At 52.8% G+C, this 20,723-nt stretch carries 19 protein-coding genes; 11 read left to right on the forward strand and 8 right to left on the reverse strand.

The genetic code is table 11. From position 1 onward, the window contains the following. Positions 1–10 precede the first annotated feature (10 nt). The 7 genes from B5D39_RS06540 to B5D39_RS06570 form a co-directional block, all read right to left on the reverse strand. Entirely contained in the window at positions 11–1,093 is a 1,083-nt protein-coding gene (locus tag B5D39_RS06540; RefSeq protein ID WP_078789653.1) for an MlaD family protein, read from the reverse strand. Between the two features lie 63 nt (positions 1,094–1,156). Continuing rightward, positions 1,157–3,163 carry a c-type heme family protein gene (locus B5D39_RS06545; RefSeq protein WP_078789654.1) on the reverse strand — a complete coding sequence of 669 codons (2,007 nt, stop codon included), beginning with the start codon at positions 3,161–3,163 and terminating at the stop codon, positions 1,157–1,159. Positions 3,164–3,241: 78 nt separating this feature from the next. Next, entirely contained in the window at positions 3,242–3,607 is a 366-nt protein-coding gene (locus B5D39_RS06550) for a hypothetical protein (protein WP_078789656.1), read from the reverse strand. A 15-nt stretch (positions 3,608–3,622) separates the two neighbouring features. Continuing rightward, a complete protein-coding gene (locus tag B5D39_RS06555; protein ID WP_139366698.1) occupies positions 3,623–4,351 on the reverse strand; it encodes an ABC transporter ATP-binding protein in 729 nt (242 codons plus the stop codon). 29 nt (positions 4,352–4,380) lie between these two features. Next, complete coding sequence (locus B5D39_RS06560) at positions 4,381–5,154, reverse strand: MlaE family ABC transporter permease (protein ID WP_078789659.1); 774 nt, start codon at positions 5,152–5,154, stop codon at positions 4,381–4,383. Positions 5,155–5,156: 2 nt separating this feature from the next. Continuing rightward, positions 5,157–7,475, reverse strand: coding sequence for an endopeptidase La (gene lon / locus B5D39_RS06565; RefSeq protein WP_078789661.1), 2,319 nt, complete (start codon positions 7,473–7,475; stop codon positions 5,157–5,159). A 68-nt stretch (positions 7,476–7,543) separates the two neighbouring features. Continuing rightward, on the reverse strand, positions 7,544–8,122 hold the full coding sequence (locus B5D39_RS06570; protein WP_078789694.1) for a hypothetical protein: 579 nt from the start codon (positions 8,120–8,122) through the stop codon (positions 7,544–7,546). Positions 8,123–8,189: 67 nt separating this feature from the next. On the opposite strand from B5D39_RS06570, the gene B5D39_RS06575 reads away from it, so the two are divergent. Both B5D39_RS06575 and elbB read left to right on the forward strand, forming a co-directional pair. After that, positions 8,190–9,107, forward strand: coding sequence for an NAD(P)H-binding protein (locus tag B5D39_RS06575; RefSeq protein WP_078789663.1), 918 nt, complete (start codon positions 8,190–8,192; stop codon positions 9,105–9,107). Then, the gene (gene elbB / locus B5D39_RS06580; RefSeq protein ID WP_078789665.1) at positions 9,104–9,757 is read left to right on the forward strand and encodes an isoprenoid biosynthesis glyoxalase ElbB; all 654 of its coding nucleotides are present in this window, start codon (positions 9,104–9,106) and stop codon (positions 9,755–9,757) included. Before B5D39_RS06575 ends, elbB begins: the two co-directional genes overlap by 4 nt. Before the next feature lie 61 nt (positions 9,758–9,818). Here the strand turns inward: elbB and B5D39_RS06585 are convergent, their stop codons facing one another. Beyond that, complete coding sequence (locus B5D39_RS06585; RefSeq protein WP_244161367.1) at positions 9,819–10,442, reverse strand: helix-turn-helix domain-containing protein; 624 nt, start codon at positions 10,440–10,442, stop codon at positions 9,819–9,821. Between the two features lie 103 nt (positions 10,443–10,545). Here B5D39_RS06585 and B5D39_RS06590 point away from each other — a divergent pair, with 103 nt between their 5' ends. The 9 genes from B5D39_RS06590 to B5D39_RS06630 all read left to right on the forward strand — a co-directional run bounded on the left by B5D39_RS06590 (position 10,546) and on the right by B5D39_RS06630 (position 20,706). Beyond that, positions 10,546–11,709, forward strand: coding sequence for a trypsin-like peptidase domain-containing protein (locus B5D39_RS06590; RefSeq protein ID WP_078789667.1), 1,164 nt, complete (start codon positions 10,546–10,548; stop codon positions 11,707–11,709). 78 nt (positions 11,710–11,787) lie between these two features. Then, positions 11,788–12,051, forward strand: coding sequence for a hypothetical protein (locus B5D39_RS06595; RefSeq protein ID WP_078789668.1), 264 nt, complete (start codon positions 11,788–11,790; stop codon positions 12,049–12,051). Between the two features lie 79 nt (positions 12,052–12,130). Continuing rightward, on the forward strand, positions 12,131–13,105 hold the full coding sequence (locus B5D39_RS06600; protein ID WP_167370382.1) for an RluA family pseudouridine synthase: 975 nt from the start codon (positions 12,131–12,133) through the stop codon (positions 13,103–13,105). A gap of 31 nt (positions 13,106–13,136) precedes the next feature. Continuing rightward, the gene (locus tag B5D39_RS06605; protein WP_078789670.1) at positions 13,137–15,347 is read left to right on the forward strand and encodes an ATP-dependent helicase; all 2,211 of its coding nucleotides are present in this window, start codon (positions 13,137–13,139) and stop codon (positions 15,345–15,347) included. A 3-nt stretch (positions 15,348–15,350) separates the two neighbouring features. Further along, the gene (gene ilvA / locus B5D39_RS06610) at positions 15,351–16,571 is read left to right on the forward strand and encodes a threonine ammonia-lyase (protein ID WP_078789671.1); all 1,221 of its coding nucleotides are present in this window, start codon (positions 15,351–15,353) and stop codon (positions 16,569–16,571) included. A 5-nt stretch (positions 16,572–16,576) separates the two neighbouring features. After that, entirely contained in the window at positions 16,577–17,590 is a 1,014-nt protein-coding gene (locus B5D39_RS06615; RefSeq protein WP_078789672.1) for an NAD-dependent epimerase, read from the forward strand. Positions 17,591–17,612: 22 nt separating this feature from the next. Continuing rightward, complete coding sequence (rfbA, locus tag B5D39_RS06620) at positions 17,613–18,500, forward strand: glucose-1-phosphate thymidylyltransferase RfbA (RefSeq protein WP_078789673.1); 888 nt, start codon at positions 17,613–17,615, stop codon at positions 18,498–18,500. A 57-nt stretch (positions 18,501–18,557) separates the two neighbouring features. Then, positions 18,558–19,895, forward strand: coding sequence for a flippase (locus tag B5D39_RS06625; RefSeq protein WP_279627295.1), 1,338 nt, complete (start codon positions 18,558–18,560; stop codon positions 19,893–19,895). Beyond that, the gene (locus B5D39_RS06630) at positions 19,879–20,706 is read left to right on the forward strand and encodes a methyltransferase domain-containing protein (RefSeq protein ID WP_078789675.1); all 828 of its coding nucleotides are present in this window, start codon (positions 19,879–19,881) and stop codon (positions 20,704–20,706) included. Before B5D39_RS06625 ends, B5D39_RS06630 begins: the two co-directional genes overlap by 17 nt. The last annotated feature ends 17 nt before the right edge of the window (positions 20,707–20,723 follow it).

Consider the following 20,723-nt stretch of genomic DNA (forward strand, 5'->3'; position numbering starts at 1 on the left):
GTATCCCTTTCTAAAACAATGACAGTTTGACATAACGGCCGGGGTTCTTCTTGATATCCACCATCAGGGCATCCATGTTATCCACTGCGCGGTTCAGTTTTTCGTACAGCTCTTTTTCATTGATCAACTTCCCGGCAGTGCCTTCACCAGCCTTAATCCGGGCCGTGGCGCTTTCCAGATCTTTCATGGAATTATCCGCCCGGGAGATCAGCGACAGGCTCTTATCATACAACTCTTTATCATTAATCAGCATCCCCAACGTATTGTCCTTAGAGGTCAGCCTGCGGTTCAGTTCCCGTACATCATCAGCAGCCTGGTTGCTCTTCTCCGCCAGACTGACCAGCTTGGTATAGAGTGTCTTGTCATGAATCAACCGATTCAGACTGCCATCTGCGGTCTGGATATCCTGCAGGGTCTTGTCTGCCCTGGTCAGGATCTGCATCAGCTTGTCGTATGGTTCACCACTGCGGGCCAGCTTGCCCAAAGTACCTTGACCACGGTTGATGTTACCGGCCAGGATGTTCAGCTCACTGGAAAGCTGCACCGCATTGATATACAACTTGGTGTCGGTTGCCAGCAGACCCAGGGTTCCTTTACCGGACTGGACGTTATCCACAATACTGTTCAGCTTTTCAAAAGTGGTACCGGCCTTCTGGGCCACGTCATCCAGGGTATGCACCGCCTTACCGTTAAACTGAGTGATCGGCCGCTCGTGGTAACTGGCAGAGGGCAGGATATCAACATACTTTTCCCCCATTAGGCCACGGGTCTTGATGGTAATCACCGAATCCGGTCCGATCTTTTTGTGGGCCTTGGAATCCACCTCGGCAACAATCAGCACCTCATTGGTGTCGCGAGGGTTTTCAAAGCGGATCTGCTGTACCACCCCCACGTCAACCCCTGCCAGCCAGACCGGTGCCCCCTCCTTCAGCCCCATCACGTTCTTCATGGTGATGCGGATGGTGCTGGTAGGGATAAACAGCTTGGTCTTCTGCCCCATCAGCAGGATCGCCCCTGCTGCCAGCAGCAGGGTGATCAGAATAAATACACCGGCCCTGACCTGGGCCCAACCGATCTGATTACTTCGTTCCATTAGGTATCCTCTTTACTGTCACGCAGTTCTACGTGCATTACCCGACATACCCGGTCCGGGATATCAGGCCATTACCCGTTTGATTTCAGCTGCCAGTTTTTCAATCTTGAACGGCTTGGCAACATACCCATCACAGCCCGCCTCCAGCAAGCGCTCATGGTCACCCACCAAGGCATGGGCGGTCACGGCAATGATCGGGATTCGTTTGTCCACTTCCTGCTGACGAATCAGCCTAACTACTTCGTCCCCATTCATAACCGGCATCTGAACATCCATCAGGATCAGGTCAAAGGCACCATGCTCCCATGCTTCCAATGCCTGTTTACCATCAGTTGCCAGCACAACCTGATGCCCAAGGGCCTTTAACAGTTTTTGGGCATAGGCACTGTTGGCTGGATTATCTTCTGCAATCAGCACTGACAGCGATCTCGTTGAGGATTCAGCATACGCTTCGGAGACATCGTAGAGTTTACCGTTCGGCCGGGAGGGCACGGTACAGAGAAGCTGCAGATGGAACGTGCTGCCTTTACCAAGTGTGCTTTCAACGGTAATACTGCCCCCCATCAGTTCAGCCAGCTTGCGACTCAGGGCAAGCCCCAGACCGGCACCGCCAAACCTGCGGGTAAAGGTTTCGTCAGCCTGGGTAAAGGCGCTAAAAATATACCCGATTTTTTCAGGGACAATACCTATACCGGTGTCAGTAATAGCCATATCAAGCAGCAGTATTGAACCATGCTGTTCTTTAACGGTCACTGAAAGCTTGATGCCACCCTGTTCAGTAAATTTAACTGCATTTGAAAGCAGGTTGGACAGCACCTGCATAACTCTCAGACGATCTCCAACAATGGTATCAGGTACCGTATCCGGAATATCCTGTTCCAGCATCAGCCCTTTCTGATCTATGGCCGCCTGCTGCATCATGATGATCTCATCAAGACAACTGCGAAGTGAATACTCGGCGTGGTAAATCTGGAACTGCTCTGCTTCAATCTTGGTAATATCAAGAATATCGCTGATAAGCGCCAGCAGATTGTCGGCAGAACATTGAAGCGTTTCAAGGTACTCTTTTTGTTCTTGATTTACTTCGGTCATGGCGAGTAGTTGCGCCATCCCCACAACCCCGTTAAGCGGAGTGCGCAGCTCATGGCTCATATTGGCCAGAAACAGGGATTTGGCCTTATTGGCCGCCTCTGCCATCTCTTTTGCATTGTGCAACGCCTCTTGGGTTTTCTGGCGTTCAGCTATTTCGTCTTCAAGCAGCGTTGCCTGGATACGCAATTCATTTTCAGCTGCAGTACGGGCTAACAGTTCCCGCTGCAGACTGTCTGTTTTTGTCTCCACCTCCGAGCGCAGCCGTTTATTGAACCAGAACAGCACCAGCAGCGCGAGTGCCGCTGACCCAACCGCCGCCAAAATGATAAAGATAGTTTCGTATTCCCCGCTTAGCGGCTCCCGGATTGACTCTATGGCGCGGATGTCGCCCACTTTCTCATTGAAACCGCCTTCACCGGGATACAGTGCAAGCAGTCCCGACGGAGCATCCTCCCTTTTGCCATGGCACCGCAAACAGGCCTGGGTGTTTTCCAGAAACGGTATGGCATAGTAAAGGTATTTCTGACCATCAATCGTGAGAATTTCACGATGTGATTTTAACGCTCGGTCCTTATTAAACCTCTCCAACAGGGCCAATTCATGCTGATTGGCCTTGTTGACAGGATTTCGCGGATTTTTTGCAGCAAGTTTATAGTAGATTTCATGCTGACCATGCTTCACCAGTTCTTCATTATAAAAACCGTGCATAGTCCTGACAATGTAGGTGGAAGAAAATATTTTAGGCGTGTAATACGTCCTGGAAACGTCTCCGTGTTCAATGCCCTCAAAAAAGGTGGGATGCATGACCCGCTGGATATAATGGTGCAGGCCACGCTGGGACAGGATCAGGTTTTCAACACTCTGCTCGGCCCGGTCAAGAATCCGCTTTTGAACCACATAATACACCCCGGCGGTGACTGCCAGCACAAACAGCACGGTTATAACAAATCCAAGGGTGAAACGTTTGCGCGTGATCATAGGACATTTTCCCCACTACGGCGACCTATCGGTTTTCTTTATGGCGAACACTCCAAAATAAACATCACTTCCAAATAGTCACTCCAGATCCTTTGGCCGTACGGTCCAGACCTTGATCCCCTGCTCTTTTGCCACCGTCCGCAACCGCTTCAAAAACCGCTCGTCATCCTTGTCCCGCACAATCACCAGCACAGCCGGTTTACGTCCGGTACTCTGCCCATAGTACAATGCCTGACCGATCGACTCTGCCCATTTGGAGGCATACTCCACCTCAACCGCATACTCCTTGGTCAGACAATCAACCCGCGTCTTGTCCGGCAGCCGATATTCTAGCTCTCCAGCATGTTTTTCACACCACCAGCGTTGATAATCCTTCTCATGCAGCGGCTTATGGGCGCAGCCTGCCATCAGCAACAGCAAAAACACTAACGGGATGAGCTTCATGGCCTGCAATCCCTTTCATACAAACAGCGACTTGTCTGTCGGTTGTAAAAACTCCTGCACATTGGGCAGCGGGCAGTCCCGCAGCTCTGCCTCAGTCCCTTCAAAGGCCAGCCTGGATTCATGGATCAGAGAAAACCGCTGCGAAGTGGCAAAGGCCGTGGGCAGGTCATGGGTCACCATCAGGGTGGTCTTGCCCGCCTCCTGCAGCCGGTTCATCAGAGAGACAATATTGTAGACCCCAATTGGATCAAGGCCGGTGGTCGGCTCGTCAAAAAAGATATATTCCGGGTCAGCTGCCAAGGCGCGGGCAATGGCCACCCGCTTCTTCATACCGCCGGACAGTTCTGCCGGATACAGATCAAGGGCCGGCTCCACCCCCACAAAGCGCAGTTTCTCCTGTACGATCTCTTCAATCTCGGCCTGGGACAAGCGCCCTTCCTCAAACAGGCGATAGCCCACGTTCTCCCCCACGGTCATGGAATCAAACAGCGCACCGCCTTGAAACACAATCGCAATCTTCTTGCGCTGTTCACGGTACTCTGCCTCAGCCCTGTTGGTAATCTCCAGACCGTTGATAAAAACCCTGCCGGATTGGGGATGGATCAGCCCCAAGATCAACTTCAGGATGGTGGTCTTGCCAGAGCCGCTCACCCCCAGGATGGTGCGGTTCACCCCCCGCTCCAGTTCCATGTCGAAGTCGCTCAAGATCGTCCGACCACCAACCGTGTAGCAGACTTTTTCCATCCGTATGCTCTGTTCTTCCGTCACCTGGTTCACCTGAACACCACAAAGATCTTGGCAATAAAAAAGTCACACATCAGCACTAGTACCGATGAGAGCACCACGGCCCGCTTGGCAGCCGCCCCGACCCCTTCGGCGCCGCCACCGGTGTTCAGGCCGGTCTGGCACGAAATCATGGTGATCAGGAAGGCAAAGACCAGCGGTTTGGTAACCCCTTCCAGATAGTCCAGCGGCACCATGAATTGAGTGAAGGTAGAGAGGTACATAATCGGGCTGATACCGTAGCCGGAGGCGATCAGGTAGCCCCCCAGCATAGAGATTGCATCGGTAATGATGGTCAGCAGTGGCAGGGCCACCAGCATCGCCTTCAGGCGGGGGGTTACCAGACGCTGGATGATGTCGGTACCTTCCACCCGCATGGCATCCACCTGCTCTGTCACCACCATGGTGCCCAGCTCGGCGGTGATGGCTGATCCAACCCGGCCAGCCACCATCAGGGCGGCCAGCACCGGCCCCAGTTCCTTGATCATGGTCACCGCCACCATACCGCCCACATAGCTGGTGGCGGCAAACGGCTTAAGTTGAATCAGGGCCTGCAGGGCCATGACCATGCCGGTAAACAGGCCGGTCAGGACACAGATAAAAAGGGAGGAAAAACCCAGCTTGTCAAACTGAATCGCAAAATCCCGGTAGTAATACGGCTTGTGAAAGATACGGACAAAGGCCTGCCATGCCAGGAAGAAGAATGCCTGAAACCGGGCAAAGAATCCCAGCAACTGCTGGTCAATGGCAGACAGCCGGATCATGATTATAACACCGCTTCCACTGCCTGGGCTGCCTCGTCAATGAAGATAAACTCCAGCTCATTACGGACATTATCCGGGATATCTTCCAGATCGTCCCGGTTGCGGGTAGGGGCCAATACCGTCTTGACCCCGGCCCGGTGAGCAGCCAGCACTTTTTCTTTCAGGCCGCCAATGGCCAGTACCCGTCCGGTCAGGGTGATCTCGCCGGTCATGGCCACGGTACGGCGGGCCGGTTTGCCCGTTAGCAGAGAAACCAGGGCGGTGACCATGGTAACACCGGCTGATGGGCCGTCTTTGGGAATGGCACCGGAGGGGACATGGATATGGATGGTGCGGTTTTCAAAGACACCATCCGGTATGCCAAACTCTGCTGCATGAGCCTGGATGTAGGACAGGGCAGCCCTGGCCGATTCCTTCATCACATCACCCAGGGAACCGGTCAGGATCAGTTCTGCCTTGCCCGGCATGCTGGTGGCCTCAATAAAGAGGATATCGCCGCCGGTCTCGGTCCAGGCCAGGCCGGTCACCACCCCCACCCGGTCGGACTCGGCAGCAACCTCGTCATGAAACTTGCGCGGCCCCAGCAGTTCAGCCACCAGTTCAGGGGTAATCTCAGCCCGTAGCTCCTTGCCCTGGGTGATCTCCTTGGCCAGCTTGCGCAGTACCTGGGCAATGGTGCGCTGCAGGTTACGGACCCCTGCCTCACGGGTATATTCACGGATCAGCTTGATCAGGCCCTCTTCGGTAAAGGTTGGCTGAGTCTTGGCAAGGCCGTTCTCCTCAATCTCACGGGGGATGATAAAACGGTTGGCAATATGCTGTTTTTCCTCACTGGAGTAGCCTGCCAGCCGGATAATCTCCATCCGGTCCTTCAAAGGACCGGGGATCGGGTCCATCTGGTTGGCTGTGGTGATGAACATCACCTTGGACAGATCAAACGGCACATCCAGGTAGTGATCCTGAAAGGAAAAATTCTGTTCCGGGTCCAACACCTCCAGCAGGGCCGAAGAAGGATCGCCCCGAAAATCATGGGAGAGTTTGTCGATCTCGTCCAGCATCAGCACCGGGTTGTTGGAACCGCAGCGGTAGATTTCCTTGATGATCCGGCCCGGCAGGGCGCCGATGTAGGTGCGGCGGTGGCCGCGAATCTCGGCCTCGTCCCGCACGCCGCCCAATGAAACCCGCACAAACTTGCGTCCCAGGCTGCGGGCAATGGAGCGCCCCAGCGAGGTTTTCCCCACCCCTGGCGGCCCCACAAAGCACAAGACCGGCCCCTTCATGGTATCTTTCAGGGAGCGCACAGCCAGAAACTCAAGAATCCGCTCCTTGACCTTTTTCAGGTTGTAGTGGTCCTCATCCAGCACCGCTTCAGCCTTGGTGATATCCAGCGAATCCTCAGTGGATATCGCCCAGGGCATGCCAGCCAGATAATCCAGATAGGTGCGACTGACATTGTATTCCGGGGAGGCCTGATTGATCTTTTCCAGCCGTTTCAGCTCCTTGATGGCGATCTTGCGCACCTCTTCCGGCATCTCAGCCTCATCAATCCGCTTGCGCAGATCAGCCACATCAGCATTGCGGGGGTCTTCATCCCCTAATTCTTCCTGAATCTGCTTCATCTGCTCACGCAGCAGATAGTCCTTCTGGTTCTTGCCGACCCGCTTGTTCAGCTCGGTCTTCATCTCACCATGCACCTGCAGCTTCTGCACTTCATTAGTCAGATGGACATAGACCTTTTTAAGCCGCTCCAGCGGATCAACCGTTTCCAGCAGTTCCTGCAGATCGGACTGGGGCAGGTTGACGTACAACGCCACAAGGTCAGACAGGCGGGCCGGGTTGTCGATGTAGTCGATCATCTTCATCACATCATCCGGCAACGGCTTGCCATAGGAGAGCGAGATCTTCAAGAGGCCGATCAACGACTGCACCAGTGCCTCGGACACCAGCCCCTTTTCAGCAAATTCCCGCACCACTGCCGCCTGTACCAGCGGATAGGGTGCCATCCGCTCCAGCTCAATCAACCTGATCCGGTTGATCCCTTCCAGGGTCACCTTGTAGCGACCACCAGAGACCTTCTTGATCTGGGTTACCCGGCAGACCGTACCGATCTCATGCAAGGTTGCCAGAATATCGGTGCCTTGCGGTTCTTTACGGGGAAATGAAACCGCAACAAAACCGTCGTACTGATCCTGGGCGGCACGGAACAGGGCCAGCTCCGGCTCATCCAGATAGAGTGGAAACACCATGTAGGGAAAGGCCACCATATCCTTTAACGGATAAAGCGGCAGGATTGCAGGTATGGTCAGTTCATTATGGGGCATCTGGTTTCTTTCTTTGCATCAGTAAAATTCAGGGGATACATAGTACCATGACAACCGGCAATCTTCAATCAGGTGTTCCGCCCCTGTTGTACCTGCACTTGCACGGTTTGAACCCTTTTGGCCGTGCCACCCAGTTGCCGATACAACCGGGCCAGAAAACGGATCGTTACCAGGCGGTGCAGGGTCGCCTGGGTCAGCCGGTACAACCAGCGTCGCACAACGGACGGGCGCTGCGAACCGAGCAGCAACGGGCAGTAATCCGACAGCCGCAGGGTGACTCTGACAAAGCTATCAGGCTTGGCTTCGCAGCAAAAAGCCAACTCACCTCGATCACACTGGTCCCGCTGCACCAGTAGCCCGCCACAGATCCTCAGGGACAGCCCGCCCGCCTCTGGTACAGGCTGCAGAAAGCAAAGCAGCGGAACACAACCCAACAGCTTGAAGGCGATCCCTTCTGCAGTCTGATCTGGTTGAATCAGTCCCCAGGTCAGCCGCCTGATGGCTGTCAGATAGGCTTCCAGCAGGCGTTGCGGGGTCATCCCTTGAGCAAGCTCAAGGGGCAGGTCGGTCCACTGGATTGAGAAGACCGAACTATCCTCTTGCAGCACCTGCTGACAGGCGATCTGTAACGGAGCCTTGGCTGACATGGCAAACAGTGTGCCACACAAACTGTCCACTTGCCAGCACCAGAATTTGTGGCAGAATAGCGCTACTATGAGTGTACAAAAACAGACCACCATACTGGTCACCGGCGCAAACGGCTTTATAGGCAGGCGCCTGGTGAAAGAACTGCTACAGCGGGGCTACCGGGTGCGCTGCATGGTACGCCGCCCTTCAGATTTCCCTGATGAGGTTGAACAGATTCAGGCTGATCTGCTGAGATCTGACAGCCTGACTGCTGCCCTGAGCGGGATTGATACGGTCTATTACCTGGTGCATTCAATGGGGCAGAGCAAAGGTGATTTTGCTGAACAGGATCGCCAGGCAGCCCGCAACTTTGTTGCTGCCGCTGATCTGGCTGGTGTCAAACGGGTCATCTATCTGGGCGGACTGGGTGAGACCGGCGACAACCTTTCCCACCACCTGGCCAGCCGTCTTGAGGTGGCTCATATCCTGCAGACCGGTTGTTTCAGTACTACCTTCCTGCGGGCTGCAGTGATCATCGGTTACGGTGGTTCATCCTACGAGATGGTGCACAGTCTGGTAAAACGGCTACCGGTCATGATTACCCCCCGCTGGGTTGCCACCCGTAACCAGCCGATTGCTGTGGCTGATGTGATCGCTTATCTGGCTGGTTGCCTGGAAGAGCCCAAAACCGCTGGCGAGACCTTTGATATTGGTGGCCCTGATATCATGACCTATAAAGAGATGATGGAACGGTTTGCGGCACTGGAAGGCAAGCGGCTCTGGATCATTCCGGTGCCGGTGCTGACACCAAAACTTTCTTCCTACTGGGTGGGGTTGGTAACACCGGTCAAGTCAGCCATTGCCATCGCCCTGATTGAAGGACTTAAAAATGAAGTAATCTGCCGGGACAACCGGATTCAGGAACTGTTGCCGATCCGGCTGACCCCCTATAATGACGCCATACGAACGGCTCTGGCCGAACAACATGCAGGAGGTCCTTTATGAAAAAGATCGGTGTGGTACTTTCAGGTTGCGGTTTTCGTGACGGCAGTGAGATCCATGAAGCGGTCTGTGCTCTTTTGGCCATTGACCAGGCCGGTGCCGAGGCTATTTGTATGGCCCCGGACATAGAGCTGCATGAGATGAACCACTGCAGCATGGAGCTGACCGGCGCCAAGCGCAAGGTACTGGTGGAATCAGCAAGGATTGCCCGTGGTAAGATCAAAAATATTGCCGAAATCAAGGCTGCTGACCTAGACGCTCTGGTCTTTCCCGGCGGCTTTGGCGCTGCCCTGAACCTGTGCGATTTTGGCCAGAAAGGTGCGGCTGCCTCAGTCAACCCTGAAGTGGCCCGTCTGACACGGGAGATCCATGCTGTAGGCAAGCCGATCGGCGCCATCTGCATTGCACCGGCCCTGATCGCCGCCATTCTGGGTAAAGAGGCGCACCCAACTCTGACCATCGGCACCGATCCGGGCACTGCTGCAGAGGTTGAAAAAACCGGGGCAAGGCATCAGGACTGCCCGGCAAATGATATCGTGATCGATCAGGCCAACAAGATCGTCTCCACACCGGCGTACATGCTGGCTGGCAGGATTTCAGAGGTGTATGAAGGGATTGGGAAGTGTATCAAGGTCGTGGTTGAGATGGCATAGATAGAATAGAAGAAGAGGGGTGCCCACCTGTGGCACCCCTCTTCTTTTTCAAACAACCCGATTACTTGGAGTAGAGCACCGCAACAATCCGGGCCTTCTGGTCCCCCACCGACACCAGCCCGTGGGGTTCGCTGGAATCGTAGTAGACGCTGTCACCGCTCTTTACCCGGTGAATTTCATTGCCATAGTGCAGATCAATCTCACCTTCCAGCACATACAGAAACTCTTCCTCCCCTTCATGGCGAAAAAAGAGTTTGTCATCCCAAGTTGAGTTTTTAACCTCCACCAGAAATGGCTCCATATGCTTCTGGCGCATACCGTGGGCCAGTGAGTGGTAGGTATAGGGACGGTTTTCCGCATTAACCGCCTGACGCTGCAGGTCAGGCCGCAGGTCGTCGCCCTTGGTCAGCACCAGCTTCTGGCGATTGCCCTCGTCTTCAAAAAAGAAATGGATATCAACCTTCAGTCCGCGGGAGATCTTTAGCAGGGTTGCCAGGGGAGGCACAACCTGTTCATTTTCAATCTGGGACAGTAGCGGCTTGGAAAGACCGGTTAATTCTGATAATTCCTGCAGGGTCAAACGCCGTTGCTGTCGTTGTCCCCGGATCTTTTCGCCAATCCGGAACTCCTTGATTTGTGCCTTGATATCGGTCACCGTACGCCTCCTGGGTGCTACCATTGCCATGCCGGGCCAGGCAGTTGACAGCCAGCAATCTTTCGGCTAGCCTAACCCTGTTCTACGACACAGATGCTATCCTGTATACATTCCATTCAGTAAGGTTGTCAATATGATGAGAGATCTATCCCGCCTTCTTCTGTTGATTTTCATCATCGGTTCAGTTAGCGCCTGTTCATCGTCCAAGGATGAACCGCTCTTTTTCAAGTCAAAGCGCCCGGCTGCTGAAGCTGAAGCGCCGGTTAAGGATGTGCCGGCTGATATCCTGTCCACCCAGCGTGCCTTCAGTCAGGTTTCCAAAAAAGTGACCCCGATTGTGGTTAACATCTCCACCATCAGTCGCAAAAAGCTGGTGCGTCCTCTTCCTGACATGCCGCCCCTGTTTGAAGAGTTTTTTGGCGGCGGCGCTGCTCGTCGCGACAAGAGTCTGGGATCAGGCTTTATCATCAGTCGCGATGGTTTTATTGTTACCAACCAGCATGTGGTGCGGGATGCAGAGAGTATCCGGGTTAAACTTTCCAACGACAAGGTCTATGAGGCTAGGGTCGTGGGTGGTGATCCCAAAACCGACATTGCGGTGATCAAGATTGATGCAACTGATCTGCCAGTGGCGGTGCTGGGGGATTCGGACCGGATTGAAGTGGGACAATGGGCAATTGCCATTGGCAACCCGTTTGGCCTGGAACGCTCCATGACCGTGGGGATTATCTCTGCCACGGGGCGTTCCAATGTGGGGATTGAGAGTATTGAGAACTTCATCCAGACCGATGCCTCCATCAATCCCGGCAACTCTGGTGGTCCTTTGCTAAACATCCATGGCGAGGTGGTGGGAATCAACACCGCCATAGTGGCAGCAGGCCAGGGGATCGGTTTTGCCATCCCCACCAATATGGCCCGTCCGATCATTGCCCAGCTGGTTGAAAAGGGCAAGGTGACACGGGCCTGGCTGGGGGTCAGCATCAAACCGGTCAGCGATGAAGAGGCACGCTCTTTAGGCTTATCCAAGCCGGTTGGCGCCTTGATAGCTGGCGTACAAGGTGATGGTCCGGCAGCAAAGGCAGGCATACGCGCTGGCGATATCGTGCTTATGCTTGGCAGCAACGAAGTGCGCGATCCCTCCCATTTGCAGCAACTGGCGGCGGTAACCCCTATCGGTGCCGCGCTGCCGGTGGTGATTCTGCGTGGAGGGCGCAAAATGACGGTAACCGTTAAGCCTGGCAACGCCGACAGCTCCAGTTCATCGCGTCGAATTAATGAGGAAGAGGGCGCACGATAAGTCAATTGATTTACTTTGCGATAAAACTAGGCTAGAGTACCAAAATGTTTGGATGACTTCCCTCCGAAAGGAAGAATCATGAATATTCTCACCACCAAGGAACAGGCGGCGCGTCTGGCACGGGCCATTATCTCCGATGTGGCGATCTACAATCAGGAGAAGGTTGAAAGCGGCATCAAAAATGACAACATCTTTGACGTGCTGTCTGAAGAGATCGAAGAAGGTCGTCAGCATTTTTATTCGCGCGTTGCCCCGGAACTGAACCCGGAACGGATGTTTGATCTGAACCTGGTTGATATTCTGATCAAGCGGGCTGGTAAGATTGAATCGGCCATCTGGTAGCGTTTTAAACCAATGTGTATATAGTTAGAAAGAGGCGTGTCCTGGTGGCGCGCCTCTTCTGTTTGGAGTGTCAGTGGAAATAACTCATTACAGTTTTGATGTGCCGGTTGAGGCAGCAGGGCAGCGGCTGGATGCCTTTCTGGCCACCCAACTGCCTGATTTAAGCCGGGCTGCGGTACAACGTCTGATTGACGAAGGCCAGGTGTTGCTGGCTGAGGGAAAGCCACGGTCGTCAATGAAGCTGGCTGGTGGCGAGCAGATTACGGTGGATATACCACCGCCTGCCCCGGCAGTGCCGCTGGCAGAGCAGATCCCCCTGGATGTTCTCTATGAAGATCATGATCTGATCGTGATCAACAAACCAGCTGGCATGACGGTCCATCCCGGAGCCGGGGCGGCTACCGGCACCCTGGTGAATGCGCTGCTGGGCCATTGCACTGACCTGTCCGGTATTGGTGGCGAGATCAGGCCTGGCATTGTGCACCGTCTGGATAAAGGCACCTCCGGTGTGCTGGTGGCTGCCAAAAATGATATTGCCCACAGGGGCTTGGCAGAACAGTTTGCCGCACACAGTATCAAACGGCTTTACTGGGCCTTGATCTATGGTTCCCCTAGTGAAGATACCGGCAAGGTCAGTAACAGCATTGGGCGTCACCCTTCTGACCGGCTACGGATGTCAAGCAAGGCAAAGCACGGCAAGGAAGCAACCACCAACTGGCGGGTACTGGAGCGATTTGGCGCAGCCAGCCTGGTTCAGTTGCGGCTGGAAACCGGTCGCACCCATCAGATCAGGGTCCACCTGACCGAAGCCAACATGCCGCTGTTGGGTGATCCGCTTTATCCTGATGGTGGCCGCTTCAACAACCTCAAAGACACCCGTCTGAAGGGGATGATCTCCCACCTGGGACGGCAGGCGTTGCATGCCCGGGTACTGGGGTTTATCCATCCAGTCACCGGCCAGTACCTGGAGTTCAGCAGTGAACCGCCGGAGGACTTCAGCGGGATTCTGGCCTATCTGCGGGAGACCGCTGCCGCAAGCACTACTTTTTCTTGACGCTGCAGATACACGATACTACAACCAGTCTATGGATTTATTAGCCCATTTAAACCCACCACAGCAACAGGCCGTTCTCCACACTGAAGGCCCGCTGCTGATCCTGGCCGGTGCCGGTTCCGGTAAGACCCGTGTGATCACCCACCGGATCGTGCATCTGATCCGGGAGCATGGCATCCGTCCCAGGAACATCCTGGCCGTGACCTTTACCAACAAGGCTGCCAAAGAGATGGCTGAACGGGTGCAGCATCTGCTCGGCTCCCATGATACCCCGCTGATTGCCACCTTCCATGCCACCTGTGGCCGGATTTTGCGCCAGGATATCTATCAGCTGGGCTACGAATCATCCTTTGCCATTTATGACGACAAGGACAGCGAACGGCTGCTGAAGGATGTCATCAAAGAGTTGAATCTGGATGACAAACGCTATCCGGCAAACGGGATTGGTGCGCGGATTGATGACTGCAAGAACCGGGGACTGTTGCCGGAAGAACTGCCAGCGGGGGATCTCTGGAACCAGCAGTTCATCAGGATCTATGCTGCCTATCAGGAACGCCTCAAGCGCTGCAATGCCCTTGATTTTGGCGATATGATCCTGCAGACCGTGCGGCTGTTCGAGCAGTTTCCAGATACCTTGACCCGCTGGCAGGGCCGTTTTCAGTGGTTGCTGGTGGACGAGTATCAAGACACCAACCCGGTGCAGTACCGCCTGATCCGCCTTCTGGCCGGTGAACGTCAGAACCTCTGCGTGGTGGGGGATGATGACCAGTCAATTTACTCCTGGCGCGGGGCAGATATCCGCAACATCCTGGAGTTTGAGAAGGATTTCCCCCAGGTCAGCGTGATCCGGCTGGAGCAGAACTACCGATCCACCCCCACCATCCTGCAGGCGGCAGGTGCCGTGGTGGCCAGAAACTTTGGGCGCAAGGCCAAGACGCTCTGGACAGACAACCCGGACGGCGAGCCGATCCGTTGTGAGCGGCTGGAGTCTGACCGGGCCGAGGCCCGTTTTGTTTCATCAGAGATCGCCCTGTTGCAGCGCAACGGACTGCCGTTGTCGGAGATGGCAGCCTTTTACCGCACCAATGCACAATCCCGCCTGTTGGAAGAGGCGCTGGCAGCCGAGGGGATTCCGTACCACATCGTGGGCGGTGTCCGGTTCTATGCCCGGCTTGAGATCAAGGATATTCTGGCCTATCTACGCCTGCTGGAGAATCCGTCAGACGATGTCTCGCTGAAGCGGGTCATTAATGTGCCGCCCCGGGGGATCGGGGCTGCCACGGTGGAACGGGTGGCAGAACTGGCCAGACAGGGGCAGCTCACCCTGTTTGAGGCCTTTGAGCGGGCAGTGGATTCAAACCTGCTGGGTTCCGGTCCCCGTAGCAAGGTGGCTGCTTTTGTGGAGCTGCTGCAGCGGTTCCGGCGGGTTGCTGCCACCACAACCATGCCTGAACTGGTTCGAGCCATACTGGAAGAATCCGGTTATCTGGCGCGCTTAAAGGAAAGCAGGGATGAAGAGGACAGTGAACGGCTGGAAAACCTGGCCCAGCTGGTCTCGGCAGTGGAGGAGTTCAGCGCTACAAACCCTGAGGCCGGCTTGGCTGACTTCCTGGAACAGGTGGCCCTGGTGTCTGATCTGGAGCGGGGCGAGGCTGGCAGGCCTTCCGTGACCCTGATGACCCTGCATGCTGCCAAGGGCCTGGAATACAAGGCGGTCTTCATGGTGGGGATGGAGGAACGGCTCTTTCCCCATGTCCGTTCACTGGATGACCCTGATGGCATGGAAGAAGAGCGCAGACTTTGCTACGTGGGGATGACCAGGGCGCGGGAACGGCTCTACCTTCTCTATGCCCGGCGTAGAATGATCTTTGGCCAGGAACAGGCCAACCTGCCTTCACGCTTTTTAAAGGAGATTCCGGCAGAGTTGATGGAACGCAATCATGTTTCCTACAGCTCTGAACCGTCAGCAGCAGTGCAGCATACAAGCTCTTTTACCCCTGCTCCCTCCCACAACCTTGCTGCAGTGGCTTCGGCCAGTGCCGAGGTGGAAATGGTGCCGGAGCCAAGCGATGACTATGGTAGCGGTATCTATGTGGGGCTCAAGGTGCGCCACAGCAAATTCGGCGTGGGCACCATCCGCAAGATAGAAGGCAAAGGCGATGAACAGAAGGCGGTCGTCTGGTTTGCCAGTTGCGGCCCGAAAAAGCTGCTACTGAGATTTGCCGGACTGGAACGGGCATAGGCCATGGAATCAATACACCTCAACTATGAACTGGTACTGGAAGCCCAGGATCGCCTGCGCAAACGGGTACGCCACACCGAACTGATCAGCTCAACCCATTTCAGCCAGCAACTGGGCTATCCCCTGCTGCTTAAGTGCGAAAACCTGCAGACCACCGGTGCTTTCAAGTTGCGTGGCGCCATGAATTTTATGACTGCCCGTGATCGCTCTGAACTGGCCCAGGGGGTTACGGCAGCATCGGCTGGCAACCATGCCCAGGGGGTGGCCTATGCAGCTGATCTGCTGGGGGTACCGGCCAAGATCTTCATGCCGGAAAGCACGCCGCCCCAGAAGGTGCAGGCCACCCGCGACCTTGGGGCAGAGGTGGTGCTGACCGGCGCCAACTTTGATGAATCCTTTGCAGCAGCCCAGGCAGACAGCAACCTGAACGGCACCGTATTTATCCATCCCTTTGATGATCCGCTGGTCATGGCCGGGCAAGGCACCATCGGGCTTGAGATCCTGAAAGACCTGCCGGATATTGCCAACCTGCTGGTGCCGATTGGTGGTGGCGGTCTGCTGGCCGGCATTGCAACCGCCATCAAGGAGTATAACCCTCAGGTGCGGATCATCGGTGTTGAATCTGCGGCTGCCCCCTGCATGTACCGGGCCGTGCATGACAACCAAATTTCTGAAGTCCCGTTAAGCACCACCATTGCCGATGGCATTGCGGTCAAAAAAGCCGGTCAGTTAACCACCCCCATTATCCAGAGCCTGGTGGATGATCTGGTGCTGGTGGAAGAGGAAGAGATAGCCCTGGCCATTGTGGCGCTGCTGGAAAAAAGCAAGCTGCTGGTGGAAGGGGCTGGTGCTGTGCCGTTGGCTGCCCTGCTGAATGGCCGTGCAAAGGGAATCCGGGGCAAAACGGTCTGTCTGCTTTCCGGTGGGAATATTGATGTCCGCACCCTGGCCCTGGTGGTTGAGCGTGGTCTGTTGGCAGCAGGTCGCTACCTGAAACTGCGGATTGAGATGCAGGACACACCCGGTGCCTTGGCAAATCTTGCCACAGACCTTGCCTTTACCCGCGCCAACATCCATGATATCACCCATGATCGCCGTACCAAGGGGCTGGTCATGGGTACCACTGCCGTACAGTTGCTGCTGGAGACCCGTGGCCAGGATCATGCCAATCAGGTACTGGCACTGCTTGCCAAGCGCGGCTATTCTGTTACAACGGAGCAATAAGCACCATGCAGATTCTTGTTACCGGCGCAGCCGGGTTTATCGGTTTTCATCTCTGCCAGCGACTGCTGGCACGGGGCGATGCTGTCCTGGGGCTGGATAATCTGAATAGCTACTATGATGTCAGCCTGAAACAGGCCCGTCTTGCACAACTGACGACCCGGAACGGATTCAGGTTTGTGCAGGCGGATCTGGCAGACCGCCCTGTAATTGAACAACTGTTTAGCTTGGAACCGTTTGATCTCGTGATTCATCTGGCAGCCCAGGCTGGTGTCCGCTACTCACTTGAAAATCCTCACGCCTACGTTGACAGCAATCTAACCGGTTTTATGAGCATCCTGGAGGGCTGTCGCCACGCTGGAGTCAAACATCTGGTCTTTGCCTCCTCAAGCTCGGTCTATGGTGCCAACACCGCCATCCCTTTTTCTGTCCACCAGAATGTTGATCACCCTGTTTCTCTCTATGCAGCCACCAAAAAAGCCAATGAGCTGATGGCCCATAGCTATGCAAGCCTCTTCAGCCTGCCGGTTACCGGCCTGCGGCTGTTCACGGTCTATGGTCCCTGGGGCAGGCCGGATATGGCCTATTTCTCCTTCACCAAGGCGATCCTGGAAGGCAGACCGATCAACATCTTCAATCAGGGTAAGCTACAGCGTGATTTTACCTATGTGGATGACATCGTGGAGGGTATTGTCCGCATAGCTGACAAGCCTGCAAAGGCAAATCCAGCATGGTCAGGCAGTCAGCCGGACCCAGGTGCCAGCTTTGCCCCCTACCGTATCTACAACATCGGCAACAACAAGCCGGTTGAGCTGCTGCAGTTCATAGCGATCCTGGAACAACAGTTAGGGAAAACCGCGCAGAAAAACTTTCTACCGATGCAGGCCGGTGATGTACTGACGACCTTTGCCGATATCGATGATCTGGTTGCTGATACCGGCTTCAGGCCAACCACCGGCATAGAAGAAGGTATTGCACATTTTGTTAAATGGTATCAGGAATACTACAAGCTAGCCGCTTAGCCACCCCGAAAGGAAACATGCTATGACCAGAAAAGGCATTATCCTGGCCGGAGGAGCCGGCACCCGTTTGCATCCGGCAACTCTGGCCGTATCGAAACAACTGTTGCCCGTGTACGATAAACCAATGATCTACTATCCCCTCAGCACCCTGATGCTGGCAGGGATTCGCGAGATCCTGATCATCTCAACACCACAGGACACACCACGCTTTGAACAGCTATTGGGAGACGGTAGCCAGTGGGGGCTGAAACTGCAATATGCCGTACAACCCAGCCCTGATGGCCTGGCCCAGGCGTTCATCATCGGTGAACAGTTTATCGGCAACAGCCCCTCTGCCCTGGTTTTAGGTGACAATATTTTCTATGGGCATGATTTTAATCAGCTTTTGAGCAGCGCCATGCAGCGAGAATCAGGGGCGTCGGTCTTTGCTTACCATGTACACGATCCAGAGAGGTATGGTGTGGTTGCCTTTGACAAGGCAGGGCAAGCAGTGAGCCTTGAAGAGAAGCCTCAACAGCCAAAATCAAATTTTGCCGTTACCGGCCTCTACTTTTACGACAACAGCGTGGTGCAGCGAGCTAAAAGTCTGAAGCCATCTGCCCGGGGAGAACTGGAGATTACCGACCTCAACCGGCTCTATCTTGACGAAGGAAATTTGTCGGTAGAGATCATGGGCCGCGGCTATGCCTGGCTGGATACCGGTACCCATGAAAGCCTATTGGAGGCCGGGCAGTTTATTGCCACCATTGAAAACAGACAGGGGCTAAAAGTGGCCTGTCCTGAAGAGATTGCCTGGCGACAGGGATGGCTCAGTGCAGAACAACTTGAAAAACTTGCGTCCCCGCTTGCAAAAAACGGGTATGGACAGTATCTTGTGCGTCTGTTGAAAGAGCAGATACAGCCGGAGTAATTCAATGAATAATGTTAAACACCCACGCAACAGCGGGGCTCTTTCTTGAATAACACTTTGATTACATATCTCCCCTCCTTCATACGAAAGAGAATTGAAGGCCGTCCTAATTTACAAAAGATACTAGGTAATATTGGCTGGTTATTCTTTGACAAGATATTGAGAATGGGTATTGGTCTGATTGTTGGCGTCTGGGTAGCCCGCTATCTGGGGCCGGAACAGTTTGGCGCTTTCAATTTTGCCATTGCTTTTGTCGCTCTTTTTGGTGCTTTTGTTTCGCTGGGGCTGGATAGCATTGTTGTTCGTGATATAGTTCGTGAACCTGAGAAAAAGCATGAAATACTTTCTTCTGCCTTTGTACTGAAGCTATGTGGTGGCTGCATAGCTTTTATAATGGCATGGGCCTCTATTTTTGTCATACGCCCTGCAGACTCTCAGGCCCACTGGTTGGTCGGCATTATTGCTTCAGGTATGATCTTTCAATCTCTTGATACAATAGACCTCTGGTTCCAGTCACAGGTGCAATCTAAATACACTGTTCTGGCAAAGAATGGTGCATTTGTCGTGTTGGCATGTGTCAAGGTTATCTTGATTCTAAATAAAGCGCCTTTAACGACATTTGCGTGGGCTGCCTTGGCTGAGATCATACTTGCTGGCGTTGGTTTACTGTTATTTTATTTGAAACAGCAAACATTTAGGATGTTATGGCATCCTAGCCTTGATAGATCAATAAGACTTTTTAATAGTGGTTGGCCGTTGATTCTTTCAGGGATGCTTATAATGATCTACATGAAAATTGATCAAATTATGTTAGGAAGCATGATGGGTGATAAAGCGGTTGGAGTTTATTCTGCAGCAACAAAGGTCTCAGAAGTCTGGTATTTTATACCTACTGTAATTTCAGTATCTATTTATCCAACGTTAATCGAGTCTTATCATAAGTCGGAAGAGTTATTTTATCATAAACTTAAAATGATTATGGGTTATTTATTTTGGGGCTCGTTATTACTAGGTATGATAATTACAAGATTCAGCAGAGAAATAGTTGCGCTTATGTATGGAGCTAGTTATGCAGAAGCATCTTCAGTTTTGTCTATTCATATTTATTCTGGTGTCGTTGTAAGTATGGGAATTGTATTCAGCCAAAAATATATACTTGACAATACTACAAGAGTAAGCATGATTGGCACAGCTTTAGGTGCTATAGCAAACGTACTGCTAAATCTATGGCTAATAGATAAATATGGAATTAATGGAGCTGCAATTTCTACATTAGTCAGTTATATTGTCCCAACAGTATCATTAGGTTTACTTGTAGACAAAAGAATATTAACAACACATATAGAATCGATATATTACGTACTAAACAAGGAAAATTATGCCAAGTTTAACTGAAAAGTGGTGCCAGAAAAAGGCTTTGTTAGCTTATTATCTTGTTCACCGCAGTACAATAAATTCTCTCCCTAGCTGCAATAATATTATTTCAAAAAGCCTTATATCATCTGTAAACGATGTAAAGGATTATTTAGGAATTAGCACCGATGATTTTTTTAATTATGCTGTCGAGTGGTCAAGGCAAGAAGAAAAACTATTCACTAATAAAAGTAATATTTCAAGTTTTTATGAGTCATGGAGCGGTGATTATACCAAATATAATATATGTGCGAATGTTTTAAATCAGCACTACGATACTATCAATTTTAGAATTATAGATAAATATTTTGCTAAATCATTCGATTACAGTGATACCATTATAGATTTCGGATGTGGTACTGGCACCTTAAGTATATCATTTATCATACAAGAATTATTTAAACCAAATATCATAATGCTAGATGTTTATAATGATGTAAATAAATTCGTTGAATTTAGAATAAATAAACATAATATTGGTACTAGGTCGTTGTTTCATGAGGTAACTTCTTTTAAAAAAAGCCATATTGCTTCTGGTTTATACTGTATTGATGTTCTTGAGCATCTTGAAAATTCTTCAGATATTTTTATTAACAATATACATCCTATGTTAAAAATAAATGGACTATTATATTTGAAAGCACCTTGGCGTGGTCAACTGACTCATATTGATGAGGCCGCAAACAATTTTTACCTTGGAGGTGGAAGAGCTTTTTTACTCAAAAAATATCGACTTGTTTTGCGAGCCGGTACATCTGATATAATGTGCATTTTTCAAAAGAAAAGCGATTAAACAGCAGAAAATATTAT

It is taken from the genome of Trichlorobacter thiogenes, from assembly GCF_900167465.1.
GTDB lineage: Bacteria > Desulfobacterota > Desulfuromonadia > Geobacterales > Pseudopelobacteraceae > Trichlorobacter > Trichlorobacter thiogenes.

Excerpts from the sequence above, each read along its gene's own strand:
- B5D39_RS06540 (WP_078789653.1), bottom strand. The coding sequence starts at position 1,093 with ATGGAACGAAGTAATCAGATCGGTTGGGCCCAGGTCAGGGCCGGTGTA.
- B5D39_RS06545 (WP_078789654.1), bottom strand. The coding sequence starts at position 3,163 with ATGATCACGCGCAAACGTTTCACCCTTGGATTTGTTATAACCGTGCTG.
- B5D39_RS06550 (WP_078789656.1), bottom strand. The coding sequence starts at position 3,607 with ATGAAGCTCATCCCGTTAGTGTTTTTGCTGTTGCTGATGGCAGGCTGC.
- B5D39_RS06555 (WP_139366698.1), bottom strand. The coding sequence starts at position 4,351 with ATGGAAAAAGTCTGCTACACGGTTGGTGGTCGGACGATCTTGAGCGAC.
- B5D39_RS06560 (WP_078789659.1), bottom strand. The coding sequence starts at position 5,154 with ATGATCCGGCTGTCTGCCATTGACCAGCAGTTGCTGGGATTCTTTGCC.
- lon (WP_078789661.1), bottom strand. The coding sequence starts at position 7,475 with ATGCCCCATAATGAACTGACCATACCTGCAATCCTGCCGCTTTATCCG.
- B5D39_RS06570 (WP_078789694.1), bottom strand. The coding sequence starts at position 8,122 with ATGTCAGCCAAGGCTCCGTTACAGATCGCCTGTCAGCAGGTGCTGCAA.
- B5D39_RS06575 (WP_078789663.1), top strand. The coding sequence starts at position 8,190 with ATGAGTGTACAAAAACAGACCACCATACTGGTCACCGGCGCAAACGGC.
- elbB (WP_078789665.1), top strand. The coding sequence starts at position 9,104 with ATGAAAAAGATCGGTGTGGTACTTTCAGGTTGCGGTTTTCGTGACGGC.
- B5D39_RS06585 (WP_244161367.1), bottom strand. The coding sequence starts at position 10,442 with ATGGCAATGGTAGCACCCAGGAGGCGTACGGTGACCGATATCAAGGCA.
- B5D39_RS06590 (WP_078789667.1), top strand. The coding sequence starts at position 10,546 with ATGATGAGAGATCTATCCCGCCTTCTTCTGTTGATTTTCATCATCGGT.
- B5D39_RS06595 (WP_078789668.1), top strand. The coding sequence starts at position 11,788 with ATGAATATTCTCACCACCAAGGAACAGGCGGCGCGTCTGGCACGGGCC.
- B5D39_RS06605 (WP_078789670.1), top strand. The coding sequence starts at position 13,137 with ATGGATTTATTAGCCCATTTAAACCCACCACAGCAACAGGCCGTTCTC.
- ilvA (WP_078789671.1), top strand. The coding sequence starts at position 15,351 with ATGGAATCAATACACCTCAACTATGAACTGGTACTGGAAGCCCAGGAT.
- B5D39_RS06615 (WP_078789672.1), top strand. The coding sequence starts at position 16,577 with ATGCAGATTCTTGTTACCGGCGCAGCCGGGTTTATCGGTTTTCATCTC.
- rfbA (WP_078789673.1), top strand. The coding sequence starts at position 17,613 with ATGACCAGAAAAGGCATTATCCTGGCCGGAGGAGCCGGCACCCGTTTG.
- B5D39_RS06630 (WP_078789675.1), top strand. The coding sequence starts at position 19,879 with ATGCCAAGTTTAACTGAAAAGTGGTGCCAGAAAAAGGCTTTGTTAGCT.